We start from the raw sequence: 23,445 nt of genomic DNA, 5'->3' as shown, positions 1-23,445 counted from the left end.
CTCAGGGGCCCAGGACCACCGCCGACTCGCCCGGCAGGTGGATCCGCCCGTCGGGACCGGGGTGTTCGAGGGGCTCCCAGGCCGCCAGCACCCGCACCCCGTTGCGGCCCAGCGCGATCGTCACCGGCTCGGCGGACAGGTTCACGGCCACCCGTACGTCGCCCCGCCGGAAGGTCAGCCAGCGCCGCTCCTCGTCGTGGGCGACCCGGACCGCCGCAAGGTCCGGGTCGCGCAGGTCCGGGTGGGTCCGGCGGAGCGCGACCAGGGTGCGGTACCAGTCCAGCAGGCGCGCGTGGGGCGGCTGTTCGGGCTCCGACCAGTCCAGGCAGGAACGGTCCCTGGTCGCCGGGTCCTGCGGGTCGGGGATCTCCTCGGCCTTCCAGCCGTGCGCCGCGAACTCCCGGCGCCGGCCGCTGCGCACCGCCTCGGCGAGCTCCGGGTCGGGGTGGTCGGTGAAGTACTGCCACGGGGTGCGGGCGCCCCACTCCTCGCCCATGAACAGCATCGGCACGAAGGGCCCGGTCAGCGCCACCGTCGCCGCGCAGGCCAGCAGCCCGGGGGAGAGCGAGGCCGAGAGCCGGTCGCCGAGGGCCCGGTTGCCGATCTGGTCGTGGGTCTGGGTGTAGCCGACGAACCGGTGGGCCGGGGTGCGGCGGTGGTCCACGGGCCGGCCGTGCGTGCGGCCCCGGAAGGAGGACCAGGTCCCGTCGTGGAAGAAGACCCGGCTCAGGGTCTTGGCGAGGGCGGCCAGCGGGGCCTCGGCGAAGTCGGCGTAGTACCCCTGGGACTCACCGGTCAGCGCGCAGTGCAGGGCGTGGTGGAAGTCGTCGTTCCACTGGGCGTTCAGGCCCAGGCCGCCGGTGGCGCGCGGGGTGGTGGTGCGCGGGTCGCAGCGGTCGGACTCGGCGATCAGGAAGAGCGGCCGGCCGGTCTCGGCGGCGAGCCCCGCGACGGCCGCGGACAGCTCCTCCAGGAAGGTCAGCGCCCGCCCGTCGGCCAGCGCGTGCACGGCGTCCAGCCGCAGGCCGTCGATTCCGTAGTCGCGCAGCCAGGCCAGCGCGCTGCCGATGAGGTACGCGCGCACCTCGTCGGAGCCGGGCGCGTCCAGGTTGACCGCGGAGCCCCACGGGGTGTGGTGGGTGTCGGTGAAGTACGGTCCGTAGGCGGGCAGGTGGTTGCCGGAGGGCCCGAGGTGGTTGTGGACCACGTCGAGGACCACGCCCAGCCCGGCCGCGTGCGCGGCGGCCGTGAACCGGGCCAGGCCGGCCGGGCCGCCGTACGGCTCGTGCACCGCCCAGGGCGCGACCCCGTCGTAGCCCCAGCCGTGCCGGCCGGCGAAGGAGCACACCGGCATCAGCTCCACGTGCGTGACCCCGAGGGAGACGAGGTGGCCGAGGCGGGCCGCGGCCGCGTCGAAGGTGCCCTCGGGGGTGAAGGTGCCGACGTGGAGCTCGTACAGGACCGCGTCCTGGAGCGGCACGCGCGGCGCCGGGGCGGGCGCGGGCGCGTGGTGCGGGGCGAGGGCCTCGAAGTCCACGACGGCCGACAGGCCGTCGGGCCCGTCCGGCAGCCGCCGGCCGCGCGGGTCGGGCCGCGGGGAGGCCTCACCGTCCAGGAGGAAGCCGTAGCGGCTCCCGTCCCCGGCCGGGGCCTGCGCGGTCCACCAGCCGTCCCGGTCCGGATCGCGTGCCATGTCGTACGTCACGTCGTCGAGTCGCAGGGCGACCCGGCCCGACAGCGGTGCCCACACCTCGAACTGCACGGGCGGTCCCCTCGTCTCCGGCGGTGTCCAGCATGCTTATCGTGCCCATCATTCCGGGCGTGGCGGGGGAGTTCTGGACACTCCGCCCCCGACGGGCCGACAATCACCCTGTGACGTCGAGTTTCGAACTTCCTGCCTTCCCCGCGCCGCGGCTGTCGGACGCCGAGCGAGACCGTGCGCTGGGCCAGCTCAGGGAGGGTGCGGCCCTGGGCAAGCTGTCCCACGACACCTTCCTGCGCCGCATGGAACTCGCCCTGGTGGCCCGCCGTTCCGAGGACCTCGCGGTCCTCACCGCCGACCTCCAGTCCAGGGAGGCCGCCGAAAGCCCGTGGACCCGTCGGCTGTTCGGCTGGGTCGGCCGGGTCTCGGCGGTGTCCGCCGGTGTCCGGCGCGCCTGGAACGCCGAGCGGCTGCCCAAACTGCTGTTGCCGCACCCGAGCGCGGCGGCCCTGCGGATCGGCCGCGACCCCGGCAACGGGCTGCGGCTCAGCCACGAGACCGTCTCGCGGATGCACGCGGAACTGAGCCTGCGTGACGGGGTGTGGGTGCTCAAGGACCTCGGCTCCACCAACGGCACCAGCGTCAACGGACGCCGTGTGACGGGCTCCGCGGTCGTCCGCGACGGCGACCAGGTCAGCTTCGGAAACATGACCTTCCGCCTCTCGGCGGGCTGAGGGCCGTAGCCGTGGGGCCCGCCCGGGGTGCCGCGGCGGGTTCGGGGCGGCCCCGCCGGTCGGGCTGCGGGAGGGGGCGCGGAGGATGGCGGGTATGGAACACACGCCTGTCGTCCGCCGCGCCCGGGTCGGGGACCTGCCCCGGCTGGTCGAACTCATCCACGAGCACGTCGCCTACGAGAAGTCGGCTCCCCGCCCCGCGGACCTCGCCGCGCGGCTCGGGCCGCGGCTGTTCGCCGAGGACTCCCGGCTGTGGGTGCTGCTCGCCGAGAACGCCGACGGCGTCGTCGCCGGATACGCCGCCTGCTCGGCCGAGTTCGCCTTCTGGGACGCGCGCGACCACCTCCACATGGACTGCCTCTACCTGGCGGCGGCCGCCCGCGGCCAGGGCCTCGGCGCCGCCCTGATGGACGGCGTCACGCAGCTGGCCCGCGAGCTGGGCCTGGAGCAGGTCCAGTGGCAGACCCCCGACTGGAATCCGGTTGCTCCAGACTTCTACTTCTGGAGTGGGCTACGTGGCAACCGCGACGCTGACCAGGGACGATGCCGGGAACCCCCCGCCCTCTACAGGGGGCATGACCACCGCAGTACGTAACCCACTCGCAGGAACGGCCTTCCACCAGACGCTTCGGGGCGTGCGGTGTGTGCGCCTGTCGGTCTTGACCGATGAAACGACCAGCCCCGAACGGCAGCGCGAGGCAGGCGACATAGCCGCCGCGTCACTAGGTATCGACTTCACCGAGGGAACCACGACCCGTGAAGCGGTAGACCTCGACGTAAGCGCGTCTAAATTTTCACCCTTTGATCGCCCCGAACTCGGAGCTTGGCTAAATCGCCCCGATGATTTCGACGTGCTTGTCTGGTGGCGTTTTGACCGGGCCATCCGGTCTATGAGCGACATGCACGATCTCGCCAAGTGGGCGAAGCGGCATCACAAGATGCTGGTATTCGCCGAGGGTATCGGCGGCGGCCGTCTTGTATTCGACTTTCGCAATCCGATGGATCCCACGTCGGAACTCATGATGATGATGCTTGCCTTTGCGGCTCAAGTGGAAGCGCAGAGTATCAAGGATCGTGTTACGGGGGCGCTTGCAGCCCTACGTAAAATGCCGCTCCGTTGGGCGGGTGGCGGCAAACCCCCATACGGCTACATGCCGGTACCTATGCCGAAGGAATTCGGGGGAGTGGGATGGACGCTCGCACCTGATCCGGATGCCGTATCTGTGATTGAGCGCATTATCCGTGATCTCGTCAACGGGCTGAAGGTTGCCGTTATTGCGCTCGCCCTCAACGCAGAGAACGTTCCTACGCCCCGGGACCACTGGTCACTTAAGAAGGGCCGGAAGACAGGTGGATGCGTGGGCGGGAAGTCTCGGGCGGTCCGCAGCAAGTTCCGCTGGACGTACACCGTGATTACTCGACTCCTGAAAAATCAAGTTCTCCTTGGTTGGAAAATGCACCAAGGTAAGCCGGTGCGCGATGCGCAGGGCAACCCTGTCATGTGCAGTGAGACCCCAATTCTGACGCGCGAAGAGTTTGACCGCGTGGGCGCAATATTGAAGCCAACGCCCAAGTCTCGGCAGCATGGGGAACGCGTGGACACAAATGCCGCGCTACTGGGCGTCATCCATTGCTCGGGATGCGGCGAGCGGATGTATCTGGACATCCGCACCACTCACAAGACGGGAAGGCCGCGCTATGTTTGTAACGCGCGATCTAGGGGATTGGAATGCATTTCCCCGACTTACGTTAGGGCCGACTGGGTGGAAGAGTATGTGCGGGACGAATTTCTAAAGCTGGTTGGCTCCATACAGACAACGCGAGTTACGGAAATCCCTGGATACGACCCCGAGCCGGAACTATTGGAAACGCTCGCAGAATTCGCGGAGCATCAGGAGCAGCGAGGGCGTCAAAAGTCAAACCACGCGCGGAAAGCGTGGCAAGAGCGGGCCGATGCCTTGGACGCCCGGATTGCCGATCTTGAATCGCGGGAAAAGAGGGAACCGCAGCGCGTTACTACACCCACCGGTTTGACGTTCGCTGATGAATGGTCGTCGGATTCCAACAAGCAACGCAGGATGCTGACTGAAGCGGGCGCACGTTTGGAGGTGAAGCCGGGTACCCGCGGGGGCTGGCGACGCTTGGACGTACGACGGGTGACGTTCTCGATGTCCGGGGAGTTGGATCCGGCCGTGGATGCGTGGACAACGGCTGACCGAGACCTAGAGGCAGAGAACCGGGGCGATGCACCCCCGTCCCCCGGTTCGCGGATGAAGCTTGCCGCCACGTTGGCCGCGTAGTCCCCGGTACGCTGCCCTTGCCCCGCGCCGACATGGAGCGTGCGGGGTAGGGCTGGAGCACTACGGTCCCAGAGCCCGGAAATGCAGTACACCCGGCCCGCCCCGCCCCGGTAGTCCCTTTGTGACCGCCGGGGCTTTCTCATGCCCGTCGATGGGCGCTCAGCCGTCCTCGCGGGTCCACACGTCGGGCCCCTCGCGCTGCCAGCGGATCAGCGGGTCCCGGCGGTCCACCAGCGCTTCGGCATCGTCTAGCCCCGCGGCACCGAGGAACACCACCAGGTCCCGGCTGCTGTACGCGGTACCGAGGGGTGTGTCCTGCCCATGTACGTGCACGGTGACCGCCCGTCCGCCCGTGGGACCTACGGGGTGCACCACTACTTCTGCGCGGTCCGCCATGGGTCCACCCTCGGGCCCCGCCCCGCAGTACGCATCCGGAGCCCGCCGGCTCGGTCGAGCTGCCCCACAGCGGGACGGTGGTGTTGGAGTGACGGTTTACACCACTTTTTTAGAACACGTAGAAAAAATAGGAGAGAAGAGAAGCCGGGGTCACGTTCGGCACTGCATCACTGTGCGGCCCCGGGAAACCTTCGTCCTCCACTACTGCGAGCCCGGAAGTATCCAGAACGGATACTGACCGAGCGGGAAACCTTCGCCCTCCACAGTGGGGGAGAACGAAATATCCGACCGACTGAACGGTGCGGGAAACCTTCGCCCTCCACTACGGGGGAAGCAAAGAGTCCTAAAGCCCGAAAGGGCTGTGGGAAACCTTCGCCCTCCACTACTTCCGAGACCGGGATTACCGCGCACCCACCCAACACGGGGGATTCGGCGGACTGAGTACCCGCTCTCGGAGAAAGCGTTGCCCGTGCACCACGCACCCTCCCGTTACGGGGGTGGCCGCGGGGGTCGTGCGGCAACGTGCGGGGACCACACCGCCCATGAGTAACCGCCCTTCGGGGTGCCGAAAGGGGTCGTAAGCGCGTGTGGTCCCCACCCTGTCCGGACCGGCCCCGAGCCGGCGAGGACGATCCCTTGCCCGCTGACCCAACGGCAGAGGTGCGCGGTACCGGCCCCCTCGGGGAGATCCGGGATCACTCCGCAGAGTTCCCCGGTTCGAGCCCGGGGGCGGGCACGACAACGACCAGGCCGACGACCACCAGGGGCCGCACATGCGCTGTATCGACTGCACCGAGCCCGCGACCCATCGGGGCCGCTGCAAGGCTCACCACACCATCTACGAGGGACGACCGAGCGTCCGTTCCCGCCGGGCACGGAGCCGACGACGAGCGGCCCGGTTCGACGCTGCCGCACGGCTCCGCAGTCGGGTTCAGGAACGGGGCACCGCATGGTGTGACTGGTGCCTTGACGACTTCCCCGCGGACGGGGTGGACGTGGACCACGTGCGGCCCCTCGCCCTCGGTGGTGAGGACACAGATGGCAACGTGCAGGTGCTCTGCCACGGCTGCCACCAGCTCAAGACCGCTACCGAGTTCGGGCCGGGTGTCCACGCTCCCTGTCAGAAGGAATAGCGGCCCCATCCTTCCGGGGCCCACGGGTCCTTGCGTCGTCCGTCAAACGGCCGGTCGTCGAGTTTGTGAGCCCAGCGCATTAGCTCGCTCCACGCTGCATCTGCTTCGCGGGACCATAATTCGGGTGCGTTCTGCACGATGTCCAGCGCTACGGCGATCCGCTGTTCCAATACTTCGAGCTGGTGCCGAGTGCTTGGGGGAAGGAAGTCGTCCCCACGTGCGTCTATACGTGCTGTGAGTGCTGCTACGCAGTGTGCGAGACGGTCGCCCATTGCTGTGATGTTCTCTTGTGTGGGTCGGGGCGGTACGCAGCGTTCCAGCATTTCGCCCCTTGCAAGCTGGATGAACTGTGCTGCTTCACGGAAAAGGTTCCTTCGATCGGATTGGGATAATTGCGAGTAGTAGACGGGGCGTTCACCATTCTGCTTTGCGTTCTCTCGGGCTTTCTGGACCCATCGCTTGACTAGGTCTTCGGTTTCCGAGATGGGAAAGCCGCTCATGTCGTAGGACCCTTCCTGCTGGTTGTGGTCAGTCTTGGCCATCGGTCCGCACTCCACTGTTCCGCAGGCACACAAGACCTGTTGCCCCCGTCACACATCCCCCTGTCTGGAGGTGACCTCCGTGCCGCGACGACCACGCCCCCCGTGCTCCGTACCCGGGTGTCCTGAGCTAACCCCCCGTGGGGGCCGCTGTGCCGACCACGAGCGGGAAGCGACTGCGCAGCGGGTGACCCCAGGGACGAGCGCGTACGGGCCCCGTTGGCCGTACATCCGCCGTGCGTACCTGTACCGGCATCCCTGGTGTCTGTTGTGCGGCAGGCCGGCCACGGTGGCCGACCACTTCCCGGAGTCGCGCCGGGCCCTGGTGGCTCGCGGTGTTGCCGATCCGGACGTTGCCGCTCGTTTGCGCCCGCTGTGCCTGTCGTGCCACAGCAGGGAGACGGCGAGGCATCAGCCCGGAGGGTTCGCCGCGGAGCGCCGTTCGCACCGTGAGGCGACCGAGCGTCCGCCGTTCTGACCCCACCCCAGGGGGGTGACCCCTGCTCCTCCCGCGATTGCACGGCAGGGAGGCAAAAAACTCGCATGGCTCATTGGGCCGTTTCGGTGGAGGTGAATTCCATGGCAGTTCCGGGGCAGAAACCCAAACCCCACATTCAGGCGGTGCGCGAGGGTACTTTCCGCGCTGACCGAAATACTGAGGGCGCGAAGTTCGCCCCTATGGCTCCTGTCGAGCCTGACTGGTCGGACCGGCTGCCCGGTACTGGTTCCGCGGACGTGCGGCGCGCTGCTGCCGATGTGTGGGCGAGGACGATTCCCGCCCTGGTGCACTCCGCTGGTCTCACTGACCCGCAGCGAGAAACCGCCATCGAGTATTGCGTAACGGTCGCCCGACTCTGGCAGGCCGAAAGGGAGTTGAGCCGTAGCGGCCTGGTGGTCGAGACGGAACGCGGGAACGTGAAGTCCCCGTGGGTGACGATTGCTGGTCAGTACCGGTCGCACTTCCGGTCACTGGTCGGCGAACTCGGGCTTAGCCCCGCGTCAGCCACGCGGATTACCCCGCCGGAAAGCGGGGGCGATGATGACGGAGTCTTTGACTGACGGGCTGCCGGTCCCGTATGACGCGCTGCTAGAACTCGGGGTGACTCCCGAGGAGATATCCGCAGCGCTCGACTCGCGGCCCCTGGTGGTCGCTGCACAAGCCTCGCAGGCTCCGGGCGCATACTTCGACGTTGCTTCCGCGCGGCGCGCTCTCGATGCCGTACAGAGCTTCCGGCACACAAAGGGCCGATGGGGCTCTACTCGGCTCAAGCTGGACCCGTGGCAGGTCGTTTGGGTGATCGCCCCCGTATTCGGTTGGCTCGCCTACGACCCCGAGTTGGGGCGCGCTGTGCGGGTTATCCGCTCGGCGTGGATCGAGGTACCCCGCAAGAACGGCAAGAGCACGCTTAGCAGCGGTATCGGGCTGGTGCTGCTGCTCGCCGACCGCGAGATAGGCGCGGAGGTTTACGCGGCTGCCGGCTCACTGCCGCAGGCGGAACGCGTTTTCGATGACGCTAAGCGCATGGCGCTCACTTCCCGCGCCGTACGGGGCCGCGTAGAGGTCCTGCGGGGGCTCATCCGCGTGCCGAGGACCGGCGGTGTTTTCCGGGCCCTCTCCAAAATCGCCGAGACCGCCCACGGGCTGAACGTGAGCGGGGCGATTGTGGATGAAGTCCACGTGCACAAGCGTCGTGACCTTATCGACGCTATCGAGACCGGTACAGGTGCCCGAGATCAGCCGTTGGTCATCTTCATTACGACTGCCGACGAGGGTATTGAAGGTTCGATTTACGACGAGAAACACACGTACACCCGCCGTTGTGCGGACAGCGTGGTTTCCGACCCCGGGCACTACGGGGTTATCTGGGCTGCCGAGGAAGGAGACGACCCCTACGCCGAGGCCACTTGGCGTAAGGCAAATCCCGGGCTCGGTGCGTCCCCTTCACTCGCCTACATGCGGCGTGAGGCCAATAAGGCTAAATCCACGCCGAGTTACTTCCCGACGTTCTGCCGGCTGTCGCTCAACCGCCGTATGCGTTCGTCCTCGCGGTGGCTGCCGCTTCCGCTGTGGGATGCCAACGCTGGTGCAGTCGAGGAGAAACGTTTCCGCTATCGGCGGGCTTGGGGCGGGGTGGACCTGTCCGCGGTTTCCGACCTGACGGCATGGGTGCTCGCTGTGGAATCTCGGAAACCCGGGGTTGAGCTGGAACTCATCGCGCGCTTTTGGTTGCCCGAGGAGCGAATAGACGAGCTGGAGCAACAGCTACAGGTGCCATTGAAGCAATGGGCTGCCGATGGGTTTCTGACCCTTACCGAGGGGGACGCGATCGACTACGGGTCCATTGAGAAACAGATCATCGCAGACTGTCGCCGGCTGGATGTTCAGCGAATCAGCTACGACCGGATGTTTGCCGGTCAGCTCGTTCAACGTATCGAGCAGAAAACCCGCGGCGTGGACGTGGTGCCGGTCGCGCAGACCTATCTAGGAATGAGCCCCGGTAGCAAGGAACTTGAAAGGCTGCTGCGAGAGGGGCGGATTCATCACGGAGGAAATCCGGTCCTCCGTTGGCATGCAAGCGTGGTCGAAGTTTACCGGGACGGAAACGACAACATGCGTCCGGTCAAGCCGGACCGTGGAAAGTCCAGCGCTCGAATCGACGGGATCGTTGCCGCGGTTATGGCGCTGGACGGGTATGTCCGGCGTCCGCTGAAGCGGGCCCGTGCTGCGAGTGCGTGAGCTTACGTCCCCCGTAGCTGGATGCTGCGGGGGTCGCAAATTACATATTTCGCCACATGGCCTGTAGCCCGACGACCGCGAGAAGCAGGGTGATGAACCCGCCGCCCGTGGCGCTTACTGCTGCGGCAAATCCTAGCCCCATTGCGTATACCACGATGCCGGTCAAAAGACCGCCGATGACAGCTACGGCCAAAGTTAGCAGCATTGCCAGGACCTTGCTGTTCACTGGGGTGGGGTTTTGCGTCTGAGTACTCAAAGTATTTCTCCTATTGGTTAAATTTCTGCCATATATCACGTCCCTGTCTTGGCTGACGGAGTCGGGGGCATCGGCCGCCCGCCTCACTTGTCAATGCCTGGGACTAAGGGCCGTTGCGCATGTTTTCTCTCTCCTCTTGAGGGCTGGTCTCCTGCGGATACTCCTGCTTCCAGTGCCAGCCCATGGGATTAGACGAAGGCGCGCGCATATGCGGCTTCGCAGGGGAAACGCTAGCGCCCAACTGCCCGCAGTGTCACGGGTTCTGATGGATCATCCGACCGAAACGGGGTCTTTCACGCCCTATATTCCAAACTTCCAGTATGGGGGGATAGATGGCGGAAACTCCGCTGGAGATGACCGAGCGGCTGCGGCGCAAGATTGAAGCTCGTAAGGTGCGGTCCCAGGTGTGGGGCAGCTACTTCGATGGTGACCAGCCGCTTAAGTTCGCGAGCCCCGAGTTCCGCGCGCAGACAGGCGGGCTTTTTGACGAGTTTTCCGACAACTGGTGCTCGACCATCCCCACGGCCATGGTTGAGCGAATGTCTCCGCTGGGCTTCCGGTTGGAGGACGGATCGCTTGATAGGGCTGCTGCACGGGCATGGAAGTCCAGCGAATGTGATGTAGAGATCGGGCTGTCCATGCTGGAAAGCCTGGTCTCTGCCCGGTGTTATGCCCTGGTCTGGAAGCCAGACGGGGTGAATACTGAAATCACCTTTGAACCCGAGGGTCAAGCGATTGTTGAATACGTCCCGGGGCGTCGGCGGGTTCGTGCGGCTGGTCTCAAGGTGTGGCGTGATGGCGAGCTAGAGTTTGCGACTCTCTTTCTCCCTGAGATGGTGTATCGCTGGGAACGGCGTGTTAACGGGGGCGAGTGGCTAGAGCGTTCGTCTGGTCTGCGGCGCTCTGAAAGCGCGCACTTTAAGAACCCTATCGGGGTGGTGCCGCTGGTGGAGATTCCGAACCGAACGCGCCTTGTGTCCTCGCCTGTATCCGAGATCAAGAACGTGATCCCGCTACAGAATGCCGTGAACACGCTGTGGTCCCACGTACTCACTGCCGCGGATTCGGTGGCACTTCCGGCGCGTGCTGTGCTCGGGATGGACCGCCCGGTCCGGGAAATCGTGGATCCCGAGACGGGGGAAGTCGTCGGCGAGGAGGACTTGCCGATCGGCCGTTTCCGCTCGGACCGTCTGCTGTGGCTTGAGAAGCCCGGGGCGCAGATCGCTGAATTCACAGGGGCCAATCTCGGCGGATTCCTGGACGTGATTGGCACTCTGGTCGAGCACATCGCCGCGCAGACCCGAACCCCGAGTCGCTATCTGGTGGGGCGGTTGGCCAATATCGCAGCCGATACGCTCGATGCCGATGAAGCCGGACTAGTCGCCAAGGTGCGGGAGCGTCACCGGTACACGGGGGCAGCGCTCCGCGAGATCATGCGGATTGAAGCGCTTGCAGCGGGTGAGCCGGCACGCGCCGAATCGCTGCGGCTCGGTGAAGTCGTTTGGCGTGACCCGCAGTTCCGGAGTGACGCGCAGTACGCTGACGCGCTCACGAAACTAAAGGCGATCAACGTTCCCGATGAAGCCCTTTGGGAGCGGATCCCCGGAGTGACCCCGGACGAAATCGAGCGATGGAAGCAGATGCGCACGGATGCTGCGGGGGCGATTCTCGGGGGCAATGTGGCTGCCCTATTCGGCCCTAAGCCTGACGTGGCCGAGGATCCTGCGGACGAGCTGCCCGAGGCTGCCTGATGCCCGCTGCAAGCGAGTTGGCAGCGGATCGGTACACCGAAGTGCAGACAGTGTCCCGGGGCGTTCTGGAGGCGATACAGGGTCTTTGGCGGGATGTTCCCGCAGACCGGATTCTCTCCGCGATGCAGGGTGAGACAGGGCGGGCGATCCTCGCCGCGGTGACCGCTGGTCAGCTGTCGGTCGTGCAAGGGGCTCAGGCTTTCGTCGGGGCCGCCATGGCCCTACAGGGTGCCGCTGCGGCCCCTCTCGGGCTGCTCGACCCCGCGGCCCTGGTCGGTATCGCTGCGGACGGTCGGCCCCTCGCCACTCTGCTGCAACTGCCCGCCATCACAACGGCTCGGGCACTGGTAGCCGGCGAGAGCGCCGAACTTGCGGCAGCCCGGGGGCTTACCCAAATGGCCATGATGGCGAGCACGCAGATAGTCGATGCGTCCCGTGCTGCTACTTCCATCGGCATGGCAGCACACCCGCGCTGCATTTCGTACGTACGAGTGGTGCGGCTGCCTGCGTGTGCACGGTGCATCATCCTGGCCGGTCGTCAGTATTCCTACTCTACGGGCTTCAAGAGGCACCCCCGCTGTGACTGCGGCATGGAGCCGATGACCGATGCCGAGTGGAAGGCGAGCAAATCGCCCGAGGACCTTTTCCGCGAGATGAGCCCCGAGGAGCAACACAGGAGGCTCGGCGCGGCAGGGGTCAAGGCCCTTGAATCCGGCGCTGATCTAGGGCAGATCATCAACTCTCGCCGGGGAATCGCCACGGCTACCACGGGGCGGGGCCCGATGGCTGTTACTACCGAGGGCACCACGAAACGCGGGCTTGGCGGTCAGGTACTCAATGCCGGGTTTGAAAAGAGGCCCGGACAGCGATACGAGCGGGCGAAGGAAGCCCGCTTGATGCCCGAGACGATTTTCCGGCTCGCTGGAGACAACCGCGAGCACCAAATAGCGATGCTCAAGAAACATGGCTACATCGTTTAACAGGGGGATTACCGATGGCAGATGACCCGCAGAACACCCCGGACAACGATCCCGAGGTCAAGCCCGAGGGGGCGCCCGGTACGGCTACCGGCAGTGAACGGCAGCGCGAGGCGGGCAAGGGCGCCGAGGGCGACCAGGCCGACGCGGTGAAGACCGCCGAGACTGCCCGAGCGGCTGCCGAGAAGCGCGCGAGCGAGGCAGAGCAGGAAGCGGCACGGCTCCGCCGGTCGAATGCGGCAACCCGGGGCACCGACCTTGACGCACTGCGCGCCGAGGTGCGGGCCGAGTTCACGGAAGCACTCGTTCGCGCCGAGCTGCGCGCGGCTGCTGCGGGCAAGCTGCGTGATCCTGCGGACGCTCTTGCGCTGCTGGACGTGGCCTCGCTTGCCGGCTCCGGGGGCGATATCGACGCTGCCGCGGTGGCTGCTGCCGTGGACCAGCTCGTCAAGGACAAGCCCTATCTTGCGGTCGCCGACCAGAATGGCCCCGCCCCGATGTGGGGCGACGTGGGCGCCGGTCAGCGAGAGACCGCGGAGCCCGAGCCGGCGACCCCGCTTGACCGTCTGCGGCGCGCGTACACCGCTTAACCGCACCACCGCAGGAACGATCCTGCCACCCATTCCAGGGGACGCACCTAATTGGTGCCTCCCCTTTTTTCATGCCCAAAATCAGGGGGAAATAAGCAAATGGCACTTACTCTTCCCGAGGCTGCCAAGCTCAGCACGACCGATCTTCAGCGGGGCGTGATTGAGACTTTCGTACAGGAATCCAGCATCCTTGACCGGCTGCCGCTGCTCACCATCGAGGGCAATTCCTACGCTTACAACGAGGAAGCGACTCTGCCCGGCGTGCAGTTCCGAGCGGTAAACGAGTCGTACGCCGAGAGCACCGGCACCGTGAACCAGAAGTCGGAAAGCCTGGTCATCCTCGGTGGCGACGCCGACGTTGACAAGTTCATCGTCCGCACCCGGGGCAATCTCAATGATCAGCGTGCGATTCAGACCCGCATGAAGATCAAGGCTGCTGCCTACAAGTTCCAGGATTCCTTTTTCAACGGTGACGTTGCGACCGAGCCCAAGGGCTTTGACGGTCTGCGTAAGCGTCTCACCGGTGGTCAGGTGATTTCGGCGGGCACGAATGGTGCTCCGATCGTGGGTGATTCCGCGAACGACAGTCACGCGTTCTTCGACCGACTCGATGAGCTGGTGGCCACTGTGCCGGGTCTGACCAGCGCGAACGGTGCGATCTACGCCAACCGCAAGGTAATCAGCAAGATCAAGAGCGCTGCCCGCCGGCTCGGCGGTTATGAAATGGTCAACGAATCGCTTACGGGCAAGTGGATTCCCACCTACAACGGCATTCCACTGCTCGACCCGGGTCAGACTGCCGCGGGCGCTGACATTCTCCCGCAGACAGAGACTCAGGGCACCGCAACCGACGCGTCGTCCGTTTACGCGGTGCGGTTCGGCCAGGCCGAGGACGACCGCGCGGTGACCGGTCTCACGAACGGCGGAATTCAGGTGACGGACCTCGGCGAGCTGGAGTCCAAGCCGAGTTACCGCACGCGGATTGAGTTCTACACCGGTCTTGCTGTGTTCGGTGGCCGTGGTGCTGCTCGCCTTAACGGCGTCCTCGCCAAGTAATCCAGGGGGTTAGCATGCCGCCGCGTAAGCGCGCAGTGTCCACGCCCCGGATTCCGCACACGGATTCCTGCGGTGCCCCGGAACGGGTCGAGTCCTTCCCGGTTCTCGATTCCTCCGGGGCCCCACGGACCGTGCGGCGCTGTCTGGAGTGCGGCACTCAGGAAATTGAATAGGGGTGCCCGTGGTACTTCCCGCACTGGCCACCGTGAACGAACTTGCGGCGTGGATGCAGCGGGAACCGGCCGAGCTGCCCGAGGGGGCCGCCCTGCTGCTCGACACCGCGTCCGCGATCGTTCGCGCCGAGGCGCGGCAGCGGTTCACCCGGGGGACGACGACGGTTGCTCTCGCCCCGCAGGACCAGGTGGTCACCCTGCCCCAACGGCCGGTCGTGGCGGTCGAGTTGGTTCGCGCCGGGGGGCGCGTGCTGCGTCCGGATGAGTTCCGGGTGTGGCGCGATGAACTGTGGCTCGCCGGGCGGTTCGGCTCCGTGGTGGTCACGTACTCCCACGGATACGTGACCGTCCCGGCGGACGTACGGGCCATCGTGCTCACGCTCGCCAGCCGGGTGCTAACCAACCCGAGCGACTTGCGGCAAGAGAGCGTCGGCAGCGTGAGCGTGACCTACGCGGCCGAGACGATCGGCGCGAGCCTCGCCCCCATCGAGCGGGACCAGCTCGCCCGGTATCGCCCTCGGGCTGCCGTGGTGCAGCTCGGGAAGGGGCGGCACTGGTGACGCTCCACTACACACAGACGGTCGTGATCCTCCGAGCCCCGCACGTCACCGACCGGTATGGCAACGCCACGTCGGAACGCGACTGGTCGAGCGCCACCAGGACGACCGTCCGCAGGGTGTCCGTCCAGCCCGACACGTCCACCGAGGACGGTGGGGACCGCCCTGCGGTGACCACGGGCCTACGGCTGACCACGCGCCGAGGGGTCGATATCGACCTGACCCCCGGGGATCGGGTGGTTGCCGTGGGCCGGCTGCTGGAGACCGACGGGGACGTTGCGCGGTGGGTCGTCGGGGGGCGACTGCACCACATCGAGGCGAGGCTAAAGGAGGTGGTCGGATGACGCGCTTCCGGCCGAACCGAGCGGCCATTGCCGCACTGATGAAGTCCGACCAGGCGCGAGCTGCCGTGGTCGCACATGCCGAACGTATCGCGGAAGCGGCAGCCGGCGAGGGCGACGACTTCCGCACTGACTCGGGCATGACCGGGGCTCGGTGGCGAGCCGCTGTGATCGGCAACTACGCCAAGCACCGCGACGCCGAGGGGACGCGCGCAAAGCTGCTTCGCGGGCTGGACAGTGCCAAGTGAACCGCCCCGTAGTCGTCATGCCGGACGCTGTGGCCGTAGTGACCGCCTATCTCCGCGGAGCCCTCAAAATGCACGGGAGGGCCGTCCCGGTCGTCTCCCGAGTTCCGTCCCCGCGGCCCCGTGAATTCGTCCGGGTGCAGCGCGTCGGGGGCACGCAGCAAACCCCCGTGTCGGACCGCCCACGGCTGGATATTCACTGCTGGGCCGAGAGTGAGTCCAGCGCGTCAGACCTTGCCGCGCTCTCCCGCGGGCTGGTCGGCGCCATGCCGGGTGTCCGCGGCGGGGTCACGGTTTACCGAGTGCAGGAAGTCGGGGGCCCGATGTGGCTGCCCGATGAAAAGAGCAGCGCGGCACGGTTCGCATTCGCCGTGGAAATCCACATGCGCGGGCGGGTGCTCGACACCCCCGAGCCTGCTGCGTAAAACCCACTCAATTACTTACAGGGGGATACCCATGCCTCTTTCCGCTAATGCGGTCCGAGTCGCAATTACCGGAGCCGCGTATGTCGGCCCCTACAAGACCACAGGTCTACCGACCGATGCCACGACCGCTTGGCCGGCTGCCGTCAAGGATATCGGCTGGATTTCCGACGACGGCATTACCGAATCCAACTCGACGGATACGAACGAGATCAAGGGTTGGCAGGGCGGGCAGACCGTCCGGAAGGTGATTTCGTCCAGCGAGGTCACGTTCTCCTTTACTGCGATCGAGACCAGCAAGTCCGTTCTTGAGCTGTACCACAAGGGCTCCAAGGTCACGTCTGCTTCCGGCAAGTCCGTTCTGAATATCAAGGCTCCGGGACCGGACCGGCGTGTATTTGGCTTCGATGTCGTGGACGGCGATTCCCTGATCAGAATTGTCGTTCCGGACGGCGAGGTCACCGAGACCGGCGATATCACGTACAAGGGCGATGAGGCCATTGCCTACGAGCTGACCGTGACCGCCTATCCAGGTGCGGACGGAACCGTTGCGATCAAGTACAGCAATGATCCTGCTTGGGCCGCCTAGCAGAAACGTTCCACCAGCACGGCACGGCACAGCACAGTTCCACGGGGGATAGTTCCATGAGCACGACTTTTAATCTTGATGTTTGGGTGCGCGAGGCCAAGCGGGAGCCTTTCCGATTTACTCTTGCCGACCACGAATACAGTATGCCGGCTGCGGGCGAGCTGGATAAGGCGATCCTGTCCAAGGTCAACCTTTCCAGTCCTTCCGCGGCGGATATCGAGACCCTGCTGAAGGCCGGTCTCAATTCTCAGTGGGCACGCTTCAACGAAGAGCCCGCACCGATCGCCGCTCTCGGTGAGCTGTTCCGCCAGTGGCAGGCACACGAGGGCGCTCCGCTGGGGGAACATTCGGCCTCTGCCGACTCCTGAGTGAGCACGGGGAGGCCATAGAAAGCGATCTCCAACGCTACTACGGCACCGATATCCGGGACCTTTACCGCCCCGGTTCCGATCTCACGTGGCGCCGCCTGCGGGTCCTGGTTGCCTACCTGCCCGCGGATTCCGCCCTTGCCCGCTCGATGGCCGGTGAGGATGCGGGCTGGTCGCTGGAAACACACCTGCTCGCGGCACTTCACGACCGCCTCGCCGAGGCAAATTGGCAGCGCGGAAATACGGGGGCGAAAACACCGACTAGGCGCCCGACACCGATTCCCCGTCCTGGGCACAGACCCGAACGGATCGGAGGAACCCGCCGGAACCCGCAGGAAGTCGCCGCGGTTCTTGCACGCCTACAGCCCTCCGGGGGTGAGGCGTAATGGCTGCCGTAGAAGTTGGCATGGGCTATGTGTCTGTAGTTCCCGAGGTTCAGGGCTTTGCCGCTGAGCTTGACCGCCAGGTCACGGGGCCCGCGGACGCTGTGGGACAGAATGCCGGACAGGCAGCCGGCCAGGGATTCACCGGCAAGATGGGCGGAATCCTTAAAGGTGGGTTGGCTGCTGTCGGCATTGCCGCTGCGGCCGTCCTCGCCAAGGGATTCACGGACGCCCTGGATCAGACCCGCATTGACGGAAAAATTCAGGCGCAGCTCGGAACTACCCCAGCCGAAGCAAAACGTTACGGCGAGGTAGCCGGGCAGCTCTATGCGCACGGAGTCGGTGAGAGCGTCCAGGATGCCGCGGACGCAATTGCGGGGGTTATGCGTTCCGGCATCCTTCCGCCGGATGCGACCAACGCGCAGATCGAATCCATAACGGGGAAGGTCAAAAACCTCTCCGATACGTTCGAGCTTGACCTAGGCCAGACCAGTAACGCAGTCGGTCAGATCCTAAAAAATGGTCTGGCCAAGGACGGTACGGTTGCTCTCGACATCCTCACCGCTGGAATGCAGCGGATGGGTCCGAGGGCCGACGATATGGCGGATACGTTCAACGAGTATTCGACCAAGTTCCGCGACCTCGGTTTGTCCGCCGAGGAGGCCATGGGGCTGATGTCCCAGGGTATGCAGGCAGGTGCTCGCGACACGGACACCATGGCCGATGCCCTGAAGGAATTTCAGATCCGGGCCACGGATGGCAGTAAGTCGAGTGCCGACGCGTACCAGGCTATTGGCCTGAACGCGCAGGAAATGACCCGCAAGATTGCGGGTGGTGGGGCAGGTGCGAAGCAGGGCCTACAGCAGGTTCTCGATGGCATCAAGGCCATTAAGGATCCTGCCGAGCAGAACGCGGTGGCGGTCGGGCTCTTCGGTACTAAAGCCGAAGACCTCGGACGCGCGCTTTTTGCAATGGACCCCAGCACGGCCGTAAAGGCTCTGGGGGATACCGCGGGTGCGGCAAACCGTATGGGTGACGCGCTGCACAACAATGCGTCAGCCCGGCTGGAGCAGTTCAAGCGGACCGCGCAAGTAGCAATTTCCAACTTCATCGGTAATCAGGTCTTGCCGCCGATGATCTCGCTGGCATCCACGGCAAAAAACGTGCTCGCGCCGGCACTGGGCACCGCAAAGGATTTTGTAGGCGGGTTCCTGTCGTCTTTCTCTTCTGGCTCCGGAGGGGCGGCCGTAGTTTCGTTCGGGCAAACCTTGCTCGGACTCGGCGCCACGGTACGAGACGATCTTTCACCGAGTCTTTCCGCGCTCGGCCAGCAATTCCGAACGAATGTCCTGCCCGCCCTGCAAGGGGTCTGGTCGGTTGTCTCCGGACAACTCGTTCCGGCGTTCATGTCGTTCTATTCGACTCTCTATAGCGCGCTCGCTCCTGTTCTGACGCGCATTGCGTTGATTTTCACGGAAACCGTGCTGCCCGCGGTAATGCGGATCTACACAGCGATTTACGAGAACGTGACGCCCATCCTGGCGGCTCTCGCGCAGTTCATTACGACGCGGGTGAATCCCGCCGTTCAGATGATCGGTGAAAAGCTCCGTCAGCTGGTGGAGAAAGCGCAGCCGGTTATCTCGGTTGTCGTGACCCTGATTGAGTGGCTGGCACGTCTGGCCGCGAACGTTCTCGGCGCGGTAATACCGGTCGTGATCCGGCTCGCGGGTCCCGTGTTCTCGCTGCTGTTCTCAGCCGTAGGAACTGCGATTGGCTGGCTCGGCAACATCATCGGGTGGATAGGATCCCTCGGAACTGCCTTTGTCAACGGAGCCCGATGGGTGGGCGAGTTCGCCCGCAACTCCATTGGAAAAGTCGGCGAGTTCACAGATTGGATGCGTGGCCTGCCGGGCCGGATCCGGGATTCTCTGGGGGATTTTGGACGCCTGCTCTACAACAAGGGGCGGGATCTGGTATTTGGCCTCTGGGAGGGTGTGAAATCCCTCGGAGGCTGGTTGCGGGACACGCTTGTTGGCTGGGCGAAGTCAGCAATTCCCGGGCCCATTGCCGACGCGCTCGGAATCCACTCGCCCTCGCGGCTGATGCGGGACGAGATCGGACGTTGGATTCCGGGCGGTGTCGTAGAGGGAATCGACGACGAACAACCGGCACTCGATGCACGGATCAGGTCCATGGTGACGGTGCCGGACATCGGCTCGGTGCGGGCAGCCGGCCCGGTCCGCCTCGCTCGCGAATCCAGTGCGAAGGATCGGGCCCTTGCGGCAGTGCTGCGGGCCCTGGAGGCCGACCAGGGGCGAGAGATCGTTCTCAGGGTCGGCGAGCAGGAGATAGCCCGCGCGGTGGCATCAGGGCAACGTCAGCTAGCAAGGAGGTGAAACCTTGAATCTGTGGATCGGGCGCGCTGGTGCCATGCGCGAAATCGCCGACGGGGCCGCGGAGTTCGACCGCTCGCCGGATCTCGGCGTGCAGGAATTCCGCTCGCTTGGCGGTGGCGTGACTACCTGGGCACCCCCCGCAGCACCCCGCCGGCTGTCCCTCTCCTGGGAGTCCATGCAGGCGGAGGACGCGTACCACCTTGACCGTTTGGCGCGACGGGTGGACGGTCCGGGGCCTATTCACGTGATTGACCCCGGTTCGGAGAATTGGCTTTCCTCCTCGCTCGGTGCGGGAAGGATTTCCCTTGCGGACTACAGCGAGTGGGTAGCCGACGCGACGATGATTCTTGATCCGGCACCGGTCGATTACGACGTCATGCGGGTCTCGTTGCAAGCAACTAGCGGCAATCGCCGCATCATCTTTCGGCGCCCCGATGGATCCGCGTACCCGGTTACTCCGGGAATGCGGGTCGCATGGTGGGTGCCGGGGATGGTGGGTGCTCTCAACGATATTCGAATCTACACCTACACATCGGCGAAGCAGGCGGGTTCGGTCGGATCGTTCGGGGCGGGCCCCGCCAACATTGACCGGCCTTTCATTTTCACGGTCCCACAGGGAATTTCACACATCGTGCCTGTGATGTGGTTCGGCAAGCTCTTTGCCAACCTGCCAATGTCCGGCGCCTACCTTCGACAGGCACGGCCCGAGGACAGCACCAGCCGCACCAGCACCCGGCAAGCGTTCAACGCTGCTGTGCAAGGGGGCACCGCGGCCGTTTCCGCGTACACCGCGGGAACCGGGGTCACGCTCTCGGTGAGTGGCGGTAAGGCCATGCTCACGAGTACGGGTGTGGCCGGCTCCGCGTTGAACTTCGGCGGGGCCAAAACCTACGGGGTGACCCCCGGAGAGATCGTTTCTCTGACGCACGCGGTTCCTGGTGCTGTGACTCCGGTCCTGGTGTGGACGGACAGCGAGGGCGAGACCGTGTCTCAGTCCCGCGACACCCTGATTGGTCGCGCTCCCGAGGGGGCCGCCTACGTCTGGCCTCGCGTGGAAGTGGGGGCGGTAGCGACCGCTACGGCGATCGGTGCTGCCTCGCTGGAGATCACGAGTGCACCTGAAATCCCACCAGGCGAGGGCACCAGGCCGTACAGCATCACGGGCTACTCGGTGGCCCCTGCCCCCGGACGGGTCCGCGAGCGGGATGTGTCCCTAGAACTGGTGGAGGTGACCGAATGAAGTTGCTTATGCCCGGGGCCGCACAGTGGCTCACACGCGGAGAGCGGTACGCCTCGCACACCTCCCGGCTCGCAGGGCGGGTCCTCGGGGCTCAGGTGCAGAGCTGGTCTCTAGACCGGGCGTACGCCACCGACCTGCCCGACGCGATGCGCGCGTTTTCCGGCAGCTCCGCGGCACAGCTTGACCTTCGGGTCTCGGGGACGGGCGGGAAGACCGCTCCGGCCCTCTACGGCCCTTGGGCCCCTCGGGCCACAGGGGATATCGCGAGGCCGGGACAGAGCGTCGTGCATGACTGGGGAATTGGGCCCCACCCGATCCCGCAGTTCCGCGGGACGGTCCGGGCCCGGTCTGCTGTCTCAGGGGAAGACACGGTGCGGGTGTCCGCGCTGGACGGAGCCGAGCGGCTGCGGCAGCCGGCCCGACTGCCCCGCCCTGATGGGGTGCTGGACAACAACCTTGGCTTCGGACAGGTCACGTCGTGGGTGGCCTCACCCGTGTGGACCGTGGACCACCTGCTACGGCTCGGCGGGATCCACACCTGTCCGCCCCCGAGGTCGTCGGCGATCTTGTACGCCTCGCTTCACGGTGGACTCGCCGCCAACATCGGCTATCTACACACCCACACCGGGACGTGGACCGATTGGCAAAAAAAGGATTCTCCGTTTGAGTCTGCCGCGGAAGCTGAGACCACCCCGCAGAGCGTGACCTATATCCCGCGACTGAAACCCGTTAACCGGCGCACTGACGGTCTGTGGCTCGAATTCTGGGCTAACACGCAGGGCCACATGGTGACGGACTCAATTGTCCGGCTTAGTATCACGTGGCTGGCAAATGGCGGGACACGCCACTTCACCATCATGGAAGTGAACTTCACGACGGGGAAACTGACCGCGTGGAACGGCACCAATATCGATCACACGAAGAACCAGGCTCTCCAGTGGACGCATACACCGCTTCAAACTTGGGGAACTTTCCATGTCGGCTGGTGGCTCACGTGGTCTACCAGCGGTGTCCCGACCATTGCGCCGGTGATCACTGACAGCAGCAACAAACCGGTTGTCTTTTCTGACGCTGTGCTGTCCACGACCCCCTGCCCGCCGGGCAACTTCGAAGATGTCCGGCTGACGCTTCAAAATCTGCGGGCAGAGGCTTATCAGATTTCACAACTCGCATCCAAGCCGAGCGGATACGCAGCCGTCACGCAGACCGGGAGTTGGAAGCGCGGGGCCACCCTCGATATCCCGACGCTGCCCATGGAGACGATCCCACAGGCTCAAGGAAGCGCATGGGAGATGATCACACAGATTGCGAGGGCCACCCTTGCCACAGCCGAGTTCGACAGCAACGGCTACTTCCGATGGCGGGACTACAGCCGATGGGCCACGCCACCGACACAACCGAATCTGACGGTCTCCTCGGTTCGCGAACTCGCAGGGCTGGAGCTATCCGAGGAAATCGACGCATGCCGTAATCACGTCGCAGTCAAGTGGGCGAATTGGTCTCGTGTGGTAGGCGACAACGTTGCGACGGTCGGCGAGAACCGACCAGGCACAGCGATTGCGGCCGGGGCCACACTCACCCGGACGTTCACCATCGGAGAAGATCAGTGGGACCCCCGCACGCCGAACACTTACGTGGACCCCATGACGGACTGCGTGTCCATCCGAGCCACAGCCGACAGTGCGTCCGCAGGGGTCTACGGCGCCGTTGAAGTCACTCTGTTGCGGGACGGGGGCACGGTCACGCTGACCATGCGCAACAGGGCTTCCACCACGGTCTACTACCACGGGGTTACGGCCCTTGCGCGGACCACAGCGTCCGGCAGCCCGTCCGGCCCCGCTGATGCCCTTGCGACAGTGCAGAACCGCACTTCGCAGACTGCCCACGGCGTGCAGACCTACGAGCACCAGGGAGCCGGCTGGATCCAGTACCGGGAAACCGCCCTCGAATTGGCCAACGCAATTCTGTCGGCGGGAGCGTACCCGATTCCGGCGCTGCAATCGGTCGAGATTCTTCCCGATCCGCGGCTAGAACTTGGGGACGTGGTACGCGTCGTGGACACCACGGGGGCAGCACTCGACACCCTCGCATGGGTGGTCGGAATCAAGGCAAGCGGGGAAGGGGGGCGCATTGTGCAGAGCTTGGCGCTCCGCGGAACGCGGGCAAACGGAGTTCCGGCAGACACAGGGCTGACCCCCGATCCGCCGGTTAACCCGGACGCGCCCCCGCCATGAACGAGGGGGACTTGATGACAGAGCGAGAGCAGGAAAACCGGCTCGGCGTGGTTGAGATCGGCGCACGCGAAATCTATGACGAAGTGGTCGGACTCCGAACCGACATGCGGTCCGTCGCCGAAAAGGGCGAGGAGCTACGGGCGGACGTGGACGACCACGAATCCCGAATCCGCGACCTAGAGCGGTGGCGGTACGCGCTACCGGTGGCCGCAGTTACAGGAGTTGTAGCCGCAGGGGTCACCGTAGCGAAAGCGACCGGCAAGGCATAGCAGAACAGGCAGCACAGAAGACGAGCCCCGTTCCGGAACACCGGGTGGGGCTTTTTC

The 23,445-nt window shown here is 65.3% G+C and carries 23 protein-coding genes; 19 read left to right on the top strand and 4 right to left on the bottom strand.

Features of this window, described 5'->3' with window-relative positions:
• Position 1 precedes the first annotated feature (1 nt).
• A complete protein-coding gene (gene treZ, locus AB0O53_RS17235; protein WP_365196426.1) occupies positions 2–1,762 on the bottom strand; it encodes a malto-oligosyltrehalose trehalohydrolase in 1,761 nt (586 codons plus the stop codon).
• A gap of 110 nt (positions 1,763–1,872) precedes the next feature.
• Between treZ and AB0O53_RS17230 the strand changes: the two genes are divergently transcribed.
• The 3 genes from AB0O53_RS17230 (at position 1,873) to AB0O53_RS17220 (ending at position 4,736) form a co-directional block, all read left to right on the top strand.
• On the top strand, positions 1,873–2,436 hold the full coding sequence (locus tag AB0O53_RS17230) for a DUF1707 and FHA domain-containing protein (protein WP_350993842.1): 564 nt from the start codon (positions 1,873–1,875) through the stop codon (positions 2,434–2,436).
• Between the two features lie 94 nt (positions 2,437–2,530).
• Entirely contained in the window at positions 2,531–3,031 is a 501-nt protein-coding gene (locus AB0O53_RS17225; protein ID WP_365196423.1) for a GNAT family N-acetyltransferase, read from the top strand.
• Entirely contained in the window at positions 3,012–4,736 is a 1,725-nt protein-coding gene (locus tag AB0O53_RS17220) for a recombinase family protein (RefSeq protein ID WP_365196421.1), read from the top strand. Before AB0O53_RS17225 ends, AB0O53_RS17220 begins: the two co-directional genes overlap by 20 nt.
• 159 nt (positions 4,737–4,895) lie before the next feature.
• Here AB0O53_RS17220 and AB0O53_RS17215 read toward each other — a convergent pair whose 3' ends face one another.
• Complete coding sequence (locus AB0O53_RS17215; protein ID WP_365196419.1) at positions 4,896–5,069, bottom strand: hypothetical protein; 174 nt, start codon at positions 5,067–5,069, stop codon at positions 4,896–4,898.
• Positions 5,070–5,905: 836 nt separating this feature from the next.
• Here AB0O53_RS17215 and AB0O53_RS17210 point away from each other — a divergent pair.
• A complete protein-coding gene (locus AB0O53_RS17210) occupies positions 5,906–6,265 on the top strand; it encodes an HNH endonuclease (protein WP_365196416.1) in 360 nt (119 codons plus the stop codon).
• Here AB0O53_RS17210 and AB0O53_RS17205 read toward each other — a convergent pair.
• The gene (locus tag AB0O53_RS17205) at positions 6,253–6,807 is read right to left on the bottom strand and encodes a hypothetical protein (protein ID WP_365196413.1); all 555 of its coding nucleotides are present in this window, start codon (positions 6,805–6,807) and stop codon (positions 6,253–6,255) included. The genes AB0O53_RS17210 and AB0O53_RS17205 overlap by 13 nt on opposite strands.
• Before the next feature lie 540 nt (positions 6,808–7,347).
• Here AB0O53_RS17205 and AB0O53_RS17200 point away from each other — a divergent pair.
• Both AB0O53_RS17200 and AB0O53_RS17195 read left to right on the top strand, forming a co-directional pair.
• The gene (locus AB0O53_RS17200) at positions 7,348–7,863 is read left to right on the top strand and encodes a P27 family phage terminase small subunit (protein ID WP_365196410.1); all 516 of its coding nucleotides are present in this window, start codon (positions 7,348–7,350) and stop codon (positions 7,861–7,863) included.
• Positions 7,841–9,541 carry a terminase large subunit gene (locus AB0O53_RS17195; protein ID WP_365196407.1) on the top strand — a complete coding sequence of 567 codons (1,701 nt, stop codon included), beginning with the start codon at positions 7,841–7,843 and terminating at the stop codon, positions 9,539–9,541. The genes AB0O53_RS17200 and AB0O53_RS17195 overlap by 23 nt, the downstream gene beginning before the upstream one ends.
• 40 nt (positions 9,542–9,581) lie before the next feature.
• Here AB0O53_RS17195 and AB0O53_RS17190 read toward each other — a convergent pair whose 3' ends face one another.
• Positions 9,582–9,767 carry a hypothetical protein gene (locus tag AB0O53_RS17190; protein ID WP_365196404.1) on the bottom strand — a complete coding sequence of 62 codons (186 nt, stop codon included), beginning with the start codon at positions 9,765–9,767 and terminating at the stop codon, positions 9,582–9,584.
• Positions 9,768–10,129: 362 nt separating this feature from the next.
• Here AB0O53_RS17190 and AB0O53_RS17185 point away from each other — a divergent pair, with 362 nt between their 5' ends.
• The 13 genes from AB0O53_RS17185 (at position 10,130) to AB0O53_RS17125 (ending at position 23,388) form a co-directional block, all read left to right on the top strand.
• Positions 10,130–11,548 (top strand): phage portal protein, encoded by a 1,419-nt coding sequence (locus tag AB0O53_RS17185; protein ID WP_365196401.1) that lies wholly within the window; start codon positions 10,130–10,132, stop codon positions 11,546–11,548.
• Between the two features lie 122 nt (positions 11,549–11,670).
• The gene (locus tag AB0O53_RS17180; protein ID WP_365196398.1) at positions 11,671–12,528 is read left to right on the top strand and encodes a VG15 protein; all 858 of its coding nucleotides are present in this window, start codon (positions 11,671–11,673) and stop codon (positions 12,526–12,528) included.
• Between the two features lie 14 nt (positions 12,529–12,542).
• Positions 12,543–13,115 (top strand): hypothetical protein, encoded by a 573-nt coding sequence (locus AB0O53_RS17175; protein ID WP_365196395.1) that lies wholly within the window; start codon positions 12,543–12,545, stop codon positions 13,113–13,115.
• A gap of 99 nt (positions 13,116–13,214) precedes the next feature.
• Complete coding sequence (locus AB0O53_RS17170; RefSeq protein ID WP_365196392.1) at positions 13,215–14,171, top strand: major capsid protein; 957 nt, start codon at positions 13,215–13,217, stop codon at positions 14,169–14,171.
• A 175-nt stretch (positions 14,172–14,346) separates the two neighbouring features.
• Positions 14,347–14,904 carry a hypothetical protein gene (locus tag AB0O53_RS17165; protein WP_365196390.1) on the top strand — a complete coding sequence of 186 codons (558 nt, stop codon included), beginning with the start codon at positions 14,347–14,349 and terminating at the stop codon, positions 14,902–14,904.
• Complete coding sequence (locus AB0O53_RS17160) at positions 14,901–15,245, top strand: hypothetical protein (protein ID WP_365196387.1); 345 nt, start codon at positions 14,901–14,903, stop codon at positions 15,243–15,245. The genes AB0O53_RS17165 and AB0O53_RS17160 overlap by 4 nt, the downstream gene beginning before the upstream one ends.
• Positions 15,242–15,490, top strand: a complete 249-nt coding sequence (locus AB0O53_RS17155) for a hypothetical protein (RefSeq protein ID WP_365196384.1) — start codon at positions 15,242–15,244, stop codon at positions 15,488–15,490. Before AB0O53_RS17160 ends, AB0O53_RS17155 begins: the two co-directional genes overlap by 4 nt.
• A 453-nt stretch (positions 15,491–15,943) precedes the next feature.
• A complete protein-coding gene (locus AB0O53_RS17150; protein ID WP_365196381.1) occupies positions 15,944–16,498 on the top strand; it encodes a phage tail tube protein in 555 nt (184 codons plus the stop codon).
• Positions 16,499–16,554: 56 nt separating this feature from the next.
• Entirely contained in the window at positions 16,555–16,866 is a 312-nt protein-coding gene (locus tag AB0O53_RS17145; protein WP_365196379.1) for a hypothetical protein, read from the top strand.
• A gap of 385 nt (positions 16,867–17,251) precedes the next feature.
• A complete protein-coding gene (locus tag AB0O53_RS17140) occupies positions 17,252–19,645 on the top strand; it encodes a phage tail tape measure protein (protein WP_365196376.1) in 2,394 nt (797 codons plus the stop codon).
• A 4-nt stretch (positions 19,646–19,649) separates the two neighbouring features.
• Positions 19,650–20,885, top strand: coding sequence for a hypothetical protein (locus AB0O53_RS17135; protein ID WP_365196373.1), 1,236 nt, complete (start codon positions 19,650–19,652; stop codon positions 20,883–20,885).
• A 377-nt stretch (positions 20,886–21,262) separates the two neighbouring features.
• Entirely contained in the window at positions 21,263–23,119 is a 1,857-nt protein-coding gene (locus tag AB0O53_RS17130; RefSeq protein WP_365196370.1) for a hypothetical protein, read from the top strand.
• A 14-nt stretch (positions 23,120–23,133) separates the two neighbouring features.
• Entirely contained in the window at positions 23,134–23,388 is a 255-nt protein-coding gene (locus tag AB0O53_RS17125; protein WP_365196367.1) for a hypothetical protein, read from the top strand.
• The last annotated feature ends 57 nt before the right edge of the window (positions 23,389–23,445 follow it).

It is taken from the genome of Streptomyces erythrochromogenes (genome assembly GCF_040684695.1).
Classification (GTDB): Bacteria; Actinomycetota; Actinomycetes; order Streptomycetales; family Streptomycetaceae; genus Streptomyces; species Streptomyces erythrochromogenes_C.
The sequence above is the reverse complement of the archived record's forward strand: the minus strand, read 5'-3'. Positions and strand labels throughout refer to the sequence as shown.

Bases quoted from the DNA above. Each gene is read 5' to 3' on its own strand.
- AB0O53_RS17150 (WP_365196381.1), top strand. From the start codon at position 15,944: ATGCCTCTTTCCGCTAATGCGGTCCGAGTCGCAATTACCGGAGCCGCG.
- AB0O53_RS17205 (WP_365196413.1), bottom strand. From the start codon at position 6,807: ATGGCCAAGACTGACCACAACCAGCAGGAAGGGTCCTACGACATGAGC.
- AB0O53_RS17210 (WP_365196416.1), top strand. From the start codon at position 5,906: ATGCGCTGTATCGACTGCACCGAGCCCGCGACCCATCGGGGCCGCTGC.
- AB0O53_RS17155 (WP_365196384.1), top strand. From the start codon at position 15,242: ATGACGCGCTTCCGGCCGAACCGAGCGGCCATTGCCGCACTGATGAAG.
- AB0O53_RS17125 (WP_365196367.1), top strand. From the start codon at position 23,134: ATGACAGAGCGAGAGCAGGAAAACCGGCTCGGCGTGGTTGAGATCGGC.
- AB0O53_RS17145 (WP_365196379.1), top strand. From the start codon at position 16,555: ATGAGCACGACTTTTAATCTTGATGTTTGGGTGCGCGAGGCCAAGCGG.
- AB0O53_RS17200 (WP_365196410.1), top strand. From the start codon at position 7,348: ATGGCTCATTGGGCCGTTTCGGTGGAGGTGAATTCCATGGCAGTTCCG.
- AB0O53_RS17180 (WP_365196398.1), top strand. From the start codon at position 11,671: ATGCAGGGTGAGACAGGGCGGGCGATCCTCGCCGCGGTGACCGCTGGT.
- AB0O53_RS17195 (WP_365196407.1), top strand. From the start codon at position 7,841: ATGATGACGGAGTCTTTGACTGACGGGCTGCCGGTCCCGTATGACGCG.
- AB0O53_RS17225 (WP_365196423.1), top strand. From the start codon at position 2,531: ATGGAACACACGCCTGTCGTCCGCCGCGCCCGGGTCGGGGACCTGCCC.
- AB0O53_RS17140 (WP_365196376.1), top strand. From the start codon at position 17,252: ATGGCTGCCGTAGAAGTTGGCATGGGCTATGTGTCTGTAGTTCCCGAG.
- AB0O53_RS17170 (WP_365196392.1), top strand. From the start codon at position 13,215: ATGGCACTTACTCTTCCCGAGGCTGCCAAGCTCAGCACGACCGATCTT.
- AB0O53_RS17175 (WP_365196395.1), top strand. From the start codon at position 12,543: ATGGCAGATGACCCGCAGAACACCCCGGACAACGATCCCGAGGTCAAG.
- AB0O53_RS17220 (WP_365196421.1), top strand. From the start codon at position 3,012: ATGACCACCGCAGTACGTAACCCACTCGCAGGAACGGCCTTCCACCAG.
- AB0O53_RS17185 (WP_365196401.1), top strand. From the start codon at position 10,130: ATGGCGGAAACTCCGCTGGAGATGACCGAGCGGCTGCGGCGCAAGATT.